Below are 13,800 nucleotides of genomic sequence, written 5' to 3'. Positions count from 1 at the left end.
TCGTATCCGCTGGTTACATAAAAACGACCTGAGGAGCAATGCCACGGACCTCAGGCAGCCTTCCTTGCGCTGGTTCTGAACAACAAAACGGGCCAGTTTGCCCGTTTCGGCGCTTAGCTTGCCGGCGCCAGCCGATTGACGATGCCGAGCTCATCGCTCTCGCGAACCTGCTTCAGGTGTTCTTCGGCCTGTGTTGCCTCGCGCTGGCGGTTCCACATCGAGGCATAAAGACCGTTCTTTTCGAGAAGGGCGGCATGCGTGCCGCGCTCGGCAATCTCGCCGCTCTTCAAAACGATGATTTCATCGGCGCCGATGACCGTCGAAAGGCGGTGGGCGATGACAAGCGTCGTGCGGTTCTTGGAGACGATATCGAGCGCCGTCTGGATTTCCCGCTCCGTCGTCGTATCAAGCGCCGAGGTTGCCTCGTCGAGAATGAGGATCGGCGGCGCCTTCAGGATTGTGCGGGCGATCGCGACACGCTGCTTCTCCCCGCCTGAAAGCTTCAGGCCGCGCTCGCCGACCTTGGTCTCGAAACCCTCGGGCAATGTATCGATGAAATGCGCGATCTGGGCAATTTCGGCGGCCTGCCGAACATCGGCCTCATTGGCTGAAGGCCGGCCGTATCGGATATTGTAAGCCACCGTATCGTTGAAGAGCACCGTATCCTGCGGCACCATGCCGATCACCGAACGCAGGCTCTTCTGCGTGACGTCGCGGATATCCTGCCCATCCACGGTAATCGAACCGCTCTGGATGTCATAGAAACGGTAGAGCAGGCGCGACAGCGTCGATTTGCCGGCACCCGAGGGGCCGACAACGGCGACCGTCTTTCCGGCAGGCACGTCGAAAGAAATGCCTTTCAGGATCGGCCGGGCCGGATCATAGGCGAAATGCACATCCTTGAAGGAGATGGCGCCCTGGCCGATGGCAAGTGCCTTCGCATCGGGCGCGTCCAGAACCTCGGCCTTCACTTCCAGAAGATCGAACATCTGCTCGATATCGATCAGCCCCTGGCGGATTTCACGATAGACGAAGCCGATGAAGTTCAGCGGTACCGAAAGCTGCAGCAGCATGGAATTGACGAAGACAAAATCGCCGACCGTATGTTCGCCGCGCTGGACCGACCAGGCGGAGAGAACGAGCATGATCGTCGTGCCGATGCCGAAGATCACGCCCTGGCCGAAGTTCAGCCAGCCGAGCGAAGTCCATACATCGGTCGCCGCCTTCTCGTAGCGCTCCATCGACTTGTCGAAGCGCTTGGCCTCCATCTCCTCATTGCCGAAATATTTGACGGTCTCGAAATTGAGCAGCGAGTCGATCGCCTTGGTATTGGCGTCCGTATCGCTGTCGTTCATCGCCCGGCGGATTGAGATGCGCCAGTCGGAAGCGCGGATCGTGAACCAGATATAGGCCCAAACGGTAAAGGCGGTGACGGCGAGATAGGAGAAGCCGTAGCCCCACCAGAAGATTGCAGCCGTCAGCAGGAATTCTATGACTGTCGGGATCGAATTCAGGATCGTGAAGCGCACGATCGTTTCGATGCCCTTGGTGCCGCGTTCGATGATGCGCGAAAGCCCGCCCGTCTTGCGCTCCAGATGGAAGCGCAGAGAAAGTTCGTGCATATGCACGAAGGTGCGGTAGGCAAGCTGACGCACCGCATATTGGCCGACGCTGGCAAACAGCGAGTCTCTAAGCTGATTGAGGCCGAGCTGGATGAGACGCGTCAGGTTATAGGCGATGACAAGGGCAGTAGCGCCGATGAGCAGCGGCGGCAGGGACGACCCCTGCAGATCCATCCTGCCGTTCAGCGCGTCCGTGGACCACTTGAAGAAATAGGGCACCAGCAGCAGGACGAATTTCGACACGAGAAGGTAGACCGAGGCCCATACGACCCGCATCTTCAGATCCGGCCGTCCTTGCGGCCACATATAGGGCCAGAGATTGTAGAGTGTTCCGAGCAGGTTGGAATCCGAAACTGTCTTGCCGTTTGCCATGCCTATCTCCAGCCCGGAGGGCCGCTATTGCCGCGGTCTGTCGCCGTTCCAGCGAGATATGTTACCGGCTGGCGGAATACAACATTGATAGGAACTTTATAAGCGCAGTGTTGCGGACCGGCCCTAACAAAACGGCGGCCCGGAGGCCGCCGCTTATCGTTTCTAGAGATGGCCGCCGGAGAGCCGCTTGCGGTGAAGCTCCTCGGCATTCGGCAGCGCATCCTTCGGAAGGCCGAAGATCTGGCCAGGGCGAATGCGGTCCGGATTGGGGATCTTGTCTTCGTTGGCGATGTAGATCGTTGTGTAGCGTACACCGGCGCCATAGACGCGGCGGGAAATCTGCCACAGCGTATCGCCGCGGCGGATGATGACCGCATTGTTGTTTGCCGTCAGAGGTGCCTGTTCGATCGTCTTCGGTTGGCCGGCGGCGGATACCTCGTTCGACGGCGTGGCATTGGGGACCGTCAGCTGGGCAATGATCGCGCCGAGCTTGTCGAGCGCCGCGCCGACTGATTTAGCATCCTTCGGCAGACCCTGCAGCACTGTCAGTGCATTCGAGGCGACCTGCGAGGCGGATGCCGATGCCTGCTTGAAGGCGTCGGTCGCATCGACGGCAGGATGGAAATCGACGAGCGAGCGCAGTGCAAATTCGGTCGCCGAGCGGGCTGCCGCAAGCTGTTCCGTGCCTGGGATCTTGCCATCTGCAAACAGGCCCTTCAGTAGGCCGAAAGCTTTCGTCGCGTCACCCTTGAGTTTGCCAAGCTCGCCTTCATCAACCGCCGCAATCGCCTGATTGCTGTTGGCATTGTTGCCGGGCCCGGCCGCAACGGTGACCTGATCGCCTGCAGGACGGTTGAAATTGACAGAGGCGCGCACGAGCACCTTGCCGGCGCCATCAACGACGTCGACGCGGATCTTGTGGTCGCCGACCGACAGATCCATCACGCCTTCGATGACGAAGTGACCGTCCGACCCTGCGGTATCCTTGCCGATCATCGCATCATCGGCATAACCGACGACCTTCGCATTGGCGCGCGTCGTACCGGCAACGAAGATTTTGTTGCCCTCGATTTCGACAGCGCTGACCACCACGTCGGCCGTGTTATCGCCGCCCTGCTGGGTGCCGGGAACGGCTGGTGCCGTTTTGGCACCATCGCCTGAGCTTGCGGGCATATTCGGGGTTTGTATGGCGACTTCGTCGTTTGCTGCAGCATTCAATCCAGACGCAGAGGCATCATTGGCGGTCGGCGGCTGGGCGCTGGCGATCTCAGCCTTCGGCGCTGTGATGATACGGCTTGCCGTGCCGGGCTTGGAGACCATGGCAAGCAGCTCGCTGCCGCTACCGTCCTTCGGCACGGAAACGGTCGCGACTTCTTCAGAGAGGGTAGTCTTGCCATCCTTGCCCGTGACCTTCAACACCAGCTGATGGTCGCCCGCGGGAAGCGGGTTGTTGAGAACGGCAGCAAAATCGCCGGTGCCGTCGACATCGGTCGTCATGACCACCTTGTCGCCGTCGAGGACTTCCAGCTTGCCATGCGGCTCGGCCGAGCCGGCGATGACGGTCGAGCCGTCGGGCTCGACGCGCAGCACGTCGAATGCCGGGATCTTCGGGCCAGTGCTGGAAGCGCTATCGGCAGTGCCCGCAGGCTCGGGCGCGCCGGTTAGAGCGGCCTCAGCTTTTCCAAGCGCGGCCAGGGCATCGGCGGCATTTTCAGGCAGATTCTGGATGATGCCGCGTGCCTTGCCCGCACCGTCCTTGGCCTTGGAAACGAGGCCTGCGGTTCCGGTGTCGAGGCCTTCGGGGGCGGCGAAATCGACGATCGCGGTCAGCGCATTCACCGCTGCCGTCTTGGCGCCTGCAAGCGCATCGGCGGCAGGCGCCTTGCCATCGGCAAACAGTGCTTTCAGGCCGGAGATGGTCTGGCCGGCATCGGCGGTGAGGCTGGCGAGCTTCTGGGTGACAGCCGTGGCATCGGCGACAGCCGAGCGGGAAGTCTTAGACGCTTCGTTAACCGTATTGTTGACCTCGGTGCCGGCCTGGTTGATGGCGTCCCCCACTTTCGCCACATCGGAGCCGAGACGGGGCATGACGAAAAACACCATCAGTATGATTGCGATTACGAGCACTGCGAGGGCCAGCAAGCCGGCACGGTTTTTCATCATTACGTCTCCCAAGGCGGCAAATTGCCGTAGTATCCAGAAATTGCTAGCGATTCCCTTTGCTTTCCACAAGCATTCAAAGCAATTACACAAGCCCGGCGCGCCGCTTTTCAGTCAATTTTCTTGACTGCATTGAAATGGAATAGTTGTTTTTCCCCTATGAGCGAACAATCTGTATCGATTCGATCCATCTGCGTTTACTGCGGTTCTCGACCGGGACGCGATCCTTCCCATATGGCCGCCGGCCGCGCACTCGGAAAAGAGATCGCCGAATATGGCCTTCGCCTCGTCTATGGCGGCGGCACGAAAGGCATCATGGGGGCTGTAGCCAGCGGGACCTTATCCAATGGTGGTCAGGTAACGGGCATCATTCCCGAGTTCCTGATCGATATGGAAGCGACTCGCCATTCCCTAGGCCAGCTCAACGAGCTTATTGTAACTCCTGACATGCATGCGCGCAAACACGCGATGTTCGAGCGCTCCGACGCTTTCGTTGCCCTGCCTGGAGGCATCGGCACGCTGGAGGAGATCGTCGAGATCATGACCTGGGCGCAGCTCGGCCGTCACGAGAAGCCGATGGTTTTCGCCAACATCAACGGCTTCTGGGATCCGATGATGGAGCTCCTGCGTCACATGACGGGCGAGGGCTTCCTGCACACCGCCCATCGCGTCCAGCCGCTTGTCGTCGACGAGATCTCTGGCATCATTCCCGCGATCATGGCACAGGCAGCAGAGCTTGCCGCCGACCGCAGCGGCGAAGACGACGTGATCTCGAAGATGTAGTGAGCAATTCCAGCAAAAGTGTGTAACGGTTTCGCGTCCGGAATTGCGTCAGAAATACTCGCGAGCCTAACGCCCGCGTGATGTCCTGAGCATGGACCAGGTGTAGAAGAAGAGGCCGGCCCAGATCAGCGGAAAGGCGATCATGCGCGCCGTATCAAGCTCCTCTCCGAAGCCGAAAATGGCGATGACGAAGATCATCGTCGGCGCGATATATTGCATGATGCCGATGGTCGATAATTTGAGCAGCTTGGCGCCATTGGCATAGATCATCAGCGGCACGGCGGTGATCAGCCCGCAGCCGAGCAGGAGCACGGTATCGCTGAGGCCGGTGCGGTACAAGTGCCCCTCGCCGGTGACGAACTCCAGATAGAGAATGTAGAGCAGAGCCGGCAGGCTGAGGATCAGCACCTCCAGAAAGAAACCTTGGTTCGGCCCAAGCGGCAGCGTCTTGCGAAACAGCGCATAGAAGCCCCAGCTGATCGCCAGCGTCAGCGCCACCCAGGGAATGCCGCCGCTGTCGAAGGCGAGCACGACGACTGCAAGGCCGGCAAGACAGATCGCCGCGATCTGCATCGGCTGCAGCTTTTCCTTCAGCAGCACCGCGCCGAGGAAGATGCTGAAGAGCGGGTTGATGAAATAACCCATGGCCGCATCGAGCGAATGGCCGGCACCGATCGCCCAGACATAGGTACCCCAGTTGACGGTGATCAGCGCCGCAGTCATGACCGCCATGCCGAGCATGCGCGGTGAACGTAGCGCAATCGCGACATCCTGCGTGCGTCCCAGGACCAGGAGCACGATGCCGGCAAGCGGCAGCGACCAGAGAATACGGTGGGCGATGACTTCGGCCGGCGAAATGTGCGCGACCGCCTTCATGTAGATCGGCAGAAAGCCCCACAGAAGATAGGCCGTCAGCGCGAAGGCAAAGCCGCGTGGACTGTCTTCGTTCTTGATCAAGGAGGCGCTTGCATCGACAGACATCGGGTGTTTCCATCTTTGTTCTGTTTCTGATCCGCATTAGCTTAAGCGGCGTGAATAGGCCAATTCATTTCAGTGAATGGATCGGCACTTGCCCGGCGACGGGCAGAGGCAAACCATGGACGAACAGGAACTGCTGATTTGCCGGCAAGCCTATGCCATTCAGATGCTCGCGAAGATGGGCATCGCGGGCGACGAACGGCTGCGGCAGGTCTTTGCCACGGTGCCGCGCGAGGATTTCCTGGATCCGCCGCCATGGCGTATGGCGAGCGGCATCGGCTATCAGGACATGCCGTCGACCGATCCCGTCATCCTCTATCAAGATGTCCTGATTGCGCTGCAGGAGGACCGGCAGGTCAACAACGGCAGCCCCTCGCTGCATGCGCTCGGCCTTCACTGGCTCGCGCCGAAACCCGGCGAGACGGCCTGCCATATCGGTGCCGGCGGTGGCTATTATACCGCCATGCTGTCGCATCTAGTCGGTCACGACGGCCATGTCGTGGCGATCGAGTATGACCGCGATCTCGCCGCCCGCGCCGCCGCCAGTCTGGCTCCCTATGGCAATGTCGAGGTCATCTGCGGCAACGGTCTGGAATGGCCGCAGTCGTCATCCGACGTGATCTACGTCAATTTCGCGGTTCACAGACCGGCCGAAACCTGGATCGACCATCTTGCTGTCGGCGGCAGGCTGATCTTTCCGCTCAGCGCCCCCTCCCGTGATGGCAGGGATAATTTGCGTCCGCTCAGCGCCCGCGGCGGCTTTTTCTTGATCCAGCGCACGCCGGGTGACTATCGCGCGCGTTATCTGAGCTCTACCGTCTTCGTCTGGGGCCATGGAGCGACCGGTACGCTCGAGACTTACAAGACGCTCGAAGCCAGCTTCCGGCGTGGCGGCATGGACGAGGTCACGCGGCTGCGCTGGAAGACACCAACAGAAGAGGACGAATGGTATTCGGAGGAGGACTGGGGCCTCCTATAGAATATTTCACACAATCGCGGCCGCAAACCGCGGCCGCTTTTGCTGCACTGCTTCATCTTACTCGGCGGCGATCTTGCCCGCGAGCTGCCGGTTCTTCATCAGCTTGTAGATGACAGAATCCATCAATGCCTGGAACGAGGCGTCGATGATGTTGTCGGAAACGCCGACAGTCCACCAGCGCACGCCGCTGGAATCGGTGGATTCGATCAAAACGCGCGTGATGGCGTCGGTGCCGCCATTGAGGATACGCACCTTGAAGTCGGCAAGCACGAGATCGTCGATTTCATGCTGGTATTTGCCGAAGTCCTTGCGTAGCGCAAGGTCGAGCGCATTGACCGGGCCTTCGGCTTCCGCCACCGACATCAGCGTCTGCCCGTCGATGCTGATCTTCACCACGGCTTCGGAGACGATCTTTATACGGCCGTGGGAATCGAAGCGCCGTTCGATCATCACCCTGAAGCCATCGAGCGAGAAGAAATCCGGGATGGTGCCCATGGTGCGCCGCGCTAAAAGCTCGAAGCTTGCATCCGCACCCTCATAGGCATAGCCGGACGCCTCGCGCTCCTTGACGATGGAAATCAGGAGATCAAGCTTCGGATCGTCCTTGGCGACGTCGATGCCGCGCCGCTTCAGCGCGTTGATGAAATTCGCCTTGCCGCCCTGATCCGAGACCATGACCTTGCGGAAATTGCCTACACTTTCCGGCGGCACGTGCTCGTAGGTGCGCGGGTCTTTCAGCAGCGCCGAAGCATGGATGCCGGCCTTCGTTGCAAAGGCGGAGGCGCCGACATAGGGCATCTGATGATCGGGCGAGCGATTGAGGAGCTCGTCGAAGGCATGCGACAGGCGGGTGAGGTTCGTGAGTCGCTCCGCATCGATCGTCGTTTCGAAGCGGGTGTTATAGGCGCTCTTCAAGGCCAGCGTCGGGATCAGCGTCACCAGATTGGCATTGCCGCAGCGCTCGCCGATGCCGTTGAGCGTACCCTGGATCTGGCGCACGCCGGCCTCGACGGCGGCAAGCGAATTGGCAACGGCCTGGCCGGTATCGTTATGCGCATGGATGCCGAGACGGTCGCCCGGCACGCCTGCGGCGATCACGGCTTCGACGATGGCGCGGATCTCCGGCGGCTGCGTGCCGCCATTGGTGTCGCAGAGCACCACCCAACGCGCGCCGTTCTCATAAGCAATCTTGGCGCAGGCGAGCGCATATTCCGGATTGGCCTTGTAGCCATCGAAGAAATGCTCGCAGTCGACCAACGCTTCTTTGCCGGCGGCAACCGCGGCCTTGACGCTTTCGGCGATACATTCGAGGTTTTCTTCATTGGTGCAGCCGAGCGCGACCTGCACATGATAGTCCCAGCTCTTGGCGACAAAACAGATCGCGTCGCTGCGCGCCTGCAGCAGGCTGGTGATACCGGGATCGTTCGAGACGGAAACACCTGGACGCTTGGTCATGCCGAAGGCGACGAAAGTAGCCCGGCTGGTGCGCTTTTCGGCGAAGAAGGTGGTATCGGTCGGATTCGCGCCCGGATAGCCACCCTCGACATAATCGAGCCCGAACTCGTCCAGCATGCCTGCAATCGCAATCTTGTCCTCGACTGAAAAGTCGATGCCGGGTGTCTGCTGCCCGTCCCGAAGCGTCGTGTCGAAGAGGTAGATTCTTTCGCGTGTCATGGTGGTGTTTCCTGTCGCCGCTTGCGGCTTTTATTGTTTGCCTGCGAACCGGTCCGTTGCCCGGATCAGCTGGTCGAGAATGCCGGGCTCCGAGAAGGCGTGACCCGCCCCCTCGATCAGGTGGAACTCGGCCTTCGGCCATGCCTTGTGCAGAAGCCAGGCATATTTGGCCGGGCAGGGCATGTCGTAACGTCCGTGGACGATGACACCGGGAATATCCTTCAGCTTGTAAGCATCGCGCAGCAGCTGGCCTTCTTCCATCCATCCGGCATGGACGAAGAAGTGGTTCTCGATGCGGGCAAACGCATAGGCGAAGTCGGCCTCCTCGAACTTGCCGCTGGTCGATTTTTCCGGCAGCAGCGTGATCGTCTCGCCCTCCCAGATGCTCCAGGCCTGCGCGGCCTCCAGAGCGACGGCCCGGTCGGGTCCGGTCAGGCGACGATTATAGGCGAGCATCATCTCGTGGCGTTCTTTCGGCGGGATGGGGGCTACGAAACGCTCCCATTTGTCCGGGAACATCTCGGAGACGCCGAACTGATAATACCAGTCGAGCTCAGCCCGCGTCAGCATATAGATGCCGCGCACGATGAGTTCGGAGACGCGCTCCGGGTGCTTCTCGGCATAGGCTAGCGCCAATGTTGAACCCCAGGAGCCGCCGAAGACCTGCCATTTCTCAACACCGACCATTTCCCGCAACCGCTCGATATCGGCCACGAGATGCCAGGTCGTATTGGCCTCGAGGCTTGCATGCGGTGTGGACTTGCCGCAGCCGCGCTGATCGAACAGCAGGACATCATAGAGCTTGGGGTCGAATGCGCGGCGATGAGCGGGCGAAATGCCGCCGCCCGGGCCACCATGCAGGAAGACTACCGGCTTGGCACCTGATGTGCCGCAGCGTTCCCAGTAGAGCACATGGCCGTCGCCGACGTCGAGGTGGCCGGTCGCATAGGGTTCAATTTCCGGATAGAGCGTGCGCAGCACTTCGGTCATATCTTCACGCCTTTCGCGGGCCAGACAGCGGTATCGTGATCGGGATGCTGGAAAGAGATGATCGCCTCCTGCCGGGCGTAGAAATCCGGATCCTTGTGGACGGGAGCGTCGAAGATCGTCTCGACCCAGGGCAGGCGGGAATCGTAATTGACCTGGATCTGCGGCGCGAGATCGCTACGGTCGTCGAAGGTGCCGATCGCAAGCTCCAGACCGCCCGGACGGCGATAGGTCATCGGCGTGCCGCAATCCCGGCAGAAGCCGCGGTCGATGTTGACCGAGGACTGGAAATAGGCAGGCTCGCCGCGGGTCCACTCCATGCCCTCTTCCGGCGCCGTCACCAGCGCAGAAAAGAATCCGCCGAATTGTTTCTGGCACATGCGGCAATGGCAGATGGACGGGCGTCCGAGCTTGCCGGTGATGCGGAAGCGCACGGCGCCGCACTGGCAGCCGCCTGTTCTTGTCGTCTCTGTCATGGATGAGCTCCTGAAGGCCAGTCGGGTGTATCGTGGTCGGGATGCTGATTGGACACGATCTCGTGGAGGAAGGATTCAGCCTCCTGATCCGCCTCTGTTCGCTCTCCCGGCAGTTCGTGCAGGTGATCGACAAAATCGATCTTGGCTTCGATACCCCACTGGATGCTCGGCGGAAAGGCCGCGGGATCATCGAACGCACCGGCCGCAACCGCCATTCCATCCGGCGCCTCATAGGTCAGCGGTGTGCCGCAATCGCCGCAGAAACCGCGGCTGACGAGGTTGGAGGACCGGAAGATCTTCCGCTCTCCCCTGGTCCACTCGAACTCCATTTGGCGCACCGAAACCAGCGGCGCATAATAGGCACCGAACGCCTTCTGGCACATGCGGCAATGACAGATGGAGGCGTGATGAGACAGGCCGCGTGCCCGAAACCGGATCGCCCCGCATTGGCAGCCGCCAGTATAGGTGTTCATTTCTTCACCTCCCACGTCGTCACGCGCTCACCCGTTGCCGGATCCTTGCCATCCTTGAGCTGAATGCCCTCGGCGGCGAGCGTATCGCGGATCCTGTCGGCCTCGGCAAAATTCTTCGCCTTCAGGAGCTCGAGGCGTGCCTTGACCCGGGCATCGATTTCCATCGCCACTGCCTCGTCGATCTCGGTCTTTTTCGGCAGCACGCCAAGGAGCGCGGCACTGGCGGCAAAGACCGCATCGTTGCCGGATTGTGCCAGCGCATGCAGCGCCTGGACGGCGGCGACCGTATTGAGATCGTCGGCCAGCGCATTCAGCACCGTCTCGTCCGGCTTGGCGTTACCGGGTTCGGCTGCCGGCCATTTGGCAAGCAGGCGTTCAGCCTCCTCCAGCCGCTTGACCGAGAAGTCGATGGGCTCGCGGTAATGCGTCATCAGCATGGCAAGACGCAGCACTTCGCCCGGCCATTGCCGGCCGGCGAAAGTCTCCGTGTGCAGCAACTCGTAGATGGTGACGAAATTGCCTTCGGATTTCGACATCTTGCGGCCTTCGACCTGCAGGAAGCCGTTGTGCATCCAGACATTCGCCATCACGTCCGTGCCATGGGCGCAGCGAGACTGGGCGATCTCGTTTTCATGGTGCGGGAAGATCAGGTCCAGACCGCCGCCATGGATATCGAAGACGTCGCCGAGATAGCGCCCGCTCATGGCCGAGCATTCGATATGCCAGCCCGGACGACCGCGGCCCCAGGGGCTTTCCCAACCGGGTTCGTTCTCGTCGGAGAGTTTCCAGAGCACGAAATCGCCGGGGTTCTTCTTGTGAGCATCGACCGCGACGCGGGCGCCGGCCTGCTGTTCGTCGAGATTGCGCTTGGAAAGCTGTCCGTAATCGGCCATCGACTTCGTATCGAACAGCACCTCGCCCGATGCCTGATAGGCATGGCCGCGCGCAATCAGCCGCTCGATGATCTCGACCATCTGGGCGATATTGTCGGTGGCACGCGGCTGCACGGTCGGCTCGAGTGAGCCGAGTGCCAAGGCGTCGTCGAGAAACTGTTTCTCGGTTTTTTCCGTCACCGCCCGGATCGCCGCATTCAGCGGCAGGCCCGGATAATCCCGTAGCGCCCGTGCGTTGATCTTGTCATCGACGTCGGTGATGTTGCGCGCATAGGTGACATGGTTTTCGCCATAGACATGGCGCAGCAGGCGGAACAAAACGTCGAAGACGATGACCGGCCGTGCATTGCCGATATGGGCGAAATCATAGACCGTCGGGCCGCACACATACATGCGGACGTTTTCGGCATCAATCGGCTTGAAAACCGATTTCTCCCGCGTCAGCGTATTGTACAGCTTCAGTTCCGGCGTGCCGCCCATTTTACTCTCCTAAAATGCATATGCAGAAAATACCACCACCGGCAGGCCGGGGCGTTTCGCATCTTTGGACATTTGGGAGACGAAAACGGCCAGGCCAGCTTTGGGCTAGCGAATAATCTTCCGGCAAATAATGCAGGTAACCGTTTTCATGACGCGTTTTATGGCGTGGGATCGGCGTTTGGTCAAGAGGGCGACAGCCCATCCGGCGGGAACTCGACCGATCCCTGCGAGGCGCTGACTGAAGGGACCGATGTCAGGCGAAAATATGGTGCAGGCTCTGAAGCTTCCGCCATTCTCGCGGCGCAAATCGTCTTTAACCAGCGGACGCTGCTATAAATTATTGGGGGAACGAGTGGGAAGATTGGTCCGGTGGGCGATCGGAGCGACTACAATTCTAATAGTCGCATCCGCTGCATATTTCGCATACGATTTTGGAATGCTTCGCTTCAACAATCCGTCACTGACCCGTTATCCGATCCAAGGCATCGATGTCAGTCATCACCAGGGTGCCGTTGATTGGAAGACCGTGGCTGCGCAGCTGAACGTGCGTTTCGCGATCATAAAGGCGACCGAAGGCGGCGATCACCGGGATTCCCGGTTCGCCGAGAACTGGCAGCGCGCGGGAGATGCGGGGCTGGTGAGAGGCGCCTATCACTTTTTCACCTTCTGCCGCCCGGGAAGAGATCAGGCGCAGAATGTCCTGGCAACTGTGCCGAAAACGCCGGACGCCTTGCCCATCGCCATCGACCTGGAATTTGTCGGCAATTGCGACAAAGTACCAACGCTCGAGGAAATGGCGATGGAAGTGAACGCCTTCGTCACCGAGCTGAAGAGTGGCTTTCCCGAAAAGCCGATTTTTTACGTCACGCAGGAATTTTTCGATCAATATCTGAAAGGTAATGAAACGCGCTTTCCCGATCATTACCTCTGGCTTCGAAGTGTATTCAAGGAGCCTGCGCAGGAAAGCTGCGGTCGCTGGTCGATCTGGCAATTTGCCGACAATGGTACGGTGGACGGCATTAAGGGGGCCGTGGACCTTAATGCACTGTGCCCATCGGAAACGGGCTTTGCACATCTCTTCCCGGCCGTTGCTACGAACTGAGGACTCAGCCTCATCTTGGCAGCTGGTAATCGGCCAGCTTGTTCTCACGCACGATGAACAGCTTGCCGGTTTCGGTCACACCTGGCCCAAGTAGCGGCAGGATCGCTTTCGCCACTTCGGAGGGATGCGGCAGGCTCATCGGATCTTCGCCGGGGACGGCCTGTGCGCGCATGGCGGTGCGCGTGGCGCCCGGATCGACGCTGGTGATGCGCAGCGGCGTCGTTTGAGTCTCACCGGCCCAGGTGCGCGCCAGAGCCTCGACGGCGGCCTTGGACGCGGAATAGGCGCTCCAGAAGGGACGGCACTTGTGGGCGGCACCCGACGACATGATGACGGCGCGGCCGGCATCGGCGCGGGTCAGCAGCGGATCGACCGAGCGGATCAGCCGCCAGGTGGCGTTCACGTTGATGTTCATCACCTTCTCGAAGACCTTTGCCTCGATATGGCCGATCGGCGAGATGACGCCGAGCACGCCGGCATTGGCAACAAGAATGTCGAGCTTGCCCCAACGCTCGAAGATCGAGCCGCCGAGGCGGTCGATCGCTTCCATATCGGCGAGATCGAAGGGGACGAGGGTTGCGGAACCGCCCACGGCCTTGATGGCATCGTCGAGCTCTTCCAGGCCGCCGACGGTGCGGGCGCAGGCAATCACATGCGCGCCGGCCTTGGCGAGTTCGAGGGCCGTGAAATAGCCGATGCCGCGCGATGCGCCTGTGACCAGCGCGATCTTGCCTTCGAGATTGATATTCATCTGCCCGATCCCGGATGTGCTTGAAAAGATAAGGGGCGCAATAAGCGCCCCCGATAGGAAAGTCAAAGCT

Annotated in this window: 12 protein-coding genes; 3 read left to right on the top strand and 9 right to left on the bottom strand. The window is 60.4% G+C overall.

The window, feature by feature from the left end; translation table 11 throughout:
- Positions 1-113: 113 nt before the first annotated feature.
- A complete protein-coding gene (locus FHX08_RS10970; protein WP_132651025.1) occupies positions 114-1,994 on the bottom strand; it encodes an ABC transporter ATP-binding protein/permease in 1,881 nt (626 codons plus the stop codon).
- Positions 1,995-2,156: 162 nt separating this feature from the next.
- Positions 2,157-4,157, bottom strand: coding sequence for a LysM peptidoglycan-binding domain-containing protein (locus tag FHX08_RS10965; RefSeq protein ID WP_132651026.1), 2,001 nt, complete (start codon positions 4,155-4,157; stop codon positions 2,157-2,159).
- 156 nt (positions 4,158-4,313) lie between these two features.
- Between FHX08_RS10965 and FHX08_RS10960 the strand changes: the two genes are divergently transcribed.
- Positions 4,314-4,937 carry a TIGR00730 family Rossman fold protein gene (locus FHX08_RS10960; protein ID WP_132651027.1) on the top strand — a complete coding sequence of 208 codons (624 nt, stop codon included), beginning with the start codon at positions 4,314-4,316 and terminating at the stop codon, positions 4,935-4,937.
- A gap of 66 nt (positions 4,938-5,003) precedes the next feature.
- On the opposite strand, the gene rarD is transcribed toward FHX08_RS10960, so the two are convergent.
- Positions 5,004-5,918 (bottom strand): EamA family transporter RarD, encoded by a 915-nt coding sequence (rarD, locus tag FHX08_RS10955; RefSeq protein WP_132651028.1) that lies wholly within the window; start codon positions 5,916-5,918, stop codon positions 5,004-5,006.
- Between the two features lie 115 nt (positions 5,919-6,033).
- On the opposite strand from rarD, the gene FHX08_RS10950 reads away from it, so the two are divergent.
- A complete protein-coding gene (locus tag FHX08_RS10950; protein WP_132651029.1) occupies positions 6,034-6,894 on the top strand; it encodes a protein-L-isoaspartate O-methyltransferase family protein in 861 nt (286 codons plus the stop codon).
- A gap of 57 nt (positions 6,895-6,951) precedes the next feature.
- Here FHX08_RS10950 and cimA read toward each other — a convergent pair whose 3' ends face one another.
- From cimA to cysS, 5 genes are read right to left on the bottom strand one after another with little or no spacing between them, the layout of a single operon-like run.
- On the bottom strand, positions 6,952-8,568 hold the full coding sequence (gene cimA / locus FHX08_RS10945; protein WP_132651030.1) for a citramalate synthase: 1,617 nt from the start codon (positions 8,566-8,568) through the stop codon (positions 6,952-6,954).
- A 30-nt stretch (positions 8,569-8,598) separates the two neighbouring features.
- Positions 8,599-9,558, bottom strand: coding sequence for a prolyl aminopeptidase (gene pip, locus FHX08_RS10940; RefSeq protein WP_132651031.1), 960 nt, complete (start codon positions 9,556-9,558; stop codon positions 8,599-8,601).
- The gene (locus tag FHX08_RS10935) at positions 9,555-10,031 is read right to left on the bottom strand and encodes a GFA family protein (RefSeq protein WP_184327177.1); all 477 of its coding nucleotides are present in this window, start codon (positions 10,029-10,031) and stop codon (positions 9,555-9,557) included. The genes pip and FHX08_RS10935 overlap by 4 nt, the downstream gene beginning before the upstream one ends.
- Positions 10,028-10,504, bottom strand: a complete 477-nt coding sequence (locus FHX08_RS10930) for a GFA family protein (RefSeq protein ID WP_132651033.1) — start codon at positions 10,502-10,504, stop codon at positions 10,028-10,030. Before FHX08_RS10930 ends, FHX08_RS10935 begins: the two co-directional genes overlap by 4 nt.
- Positions 10,501-11,877 carry a cysteine--tRNA ligase gene (cysS, locus tag FHX08_RS10925; RefSeq protein ID WP_132651034.1) on the bottom strand — a complete coding sequence of 459 codons (1,377 nt, stop codon included), beginning with the start codon at positions 11,875-11,877 and terminating at the stop codon, positions 10,501-10,503. The genes FHX08_RS10930 and cysS overlap by 4 nt, the downstream gene beginning before the upstream one ends.
- Positions 11,878-12,229: 352 nt before the next feature.
- Between cysS and FHX08_RS10920 the strand changes: the two genes are divergently transcribed.
- Positions 12,230-12,979 (top strand): GH25 family lysozyme, encoded by a 750-nt coding sequence (locus tag FHX08_RS10920; RefSeq protein WP_132651967.1) that lies wholly within the window; start codon positions 12,230-12,232, stop codon positions 12,977-12,979.
- 10 nt (positions 12,980-12,989) lie between these two features.
- Here FHX08_RS10920 and FHX08_RS10915 read toward each other — a convergent pair whose 3' ends face one another.
- Entirely contained in the window at positions 12,990-13,730 is a 741-nt protein-coding gene (locus FHX08_RS10915) for an SDR family NAD(P)-dependent oxidoreductase (protein WP_132651035.1), read from the bottom strand.
- Between the last annotated feature and the right edge of the window lie 70 nt (positions 13,731-13,800).

The sequence above is a fragment of the Rhizobium sp. BK529 genome (assembly GCF_014194105.1).
GTDB lineage: Bacteria > Pseudomonadota > Alphaproteobacteria > Rhizobiales > Rhizobiaceae > Rhizobium.
The sequence above is the reverse complement of the archived record's forward strand: the minus strand, read 5'-3'. Positions and strand labels throughout refer to the sequence as shown.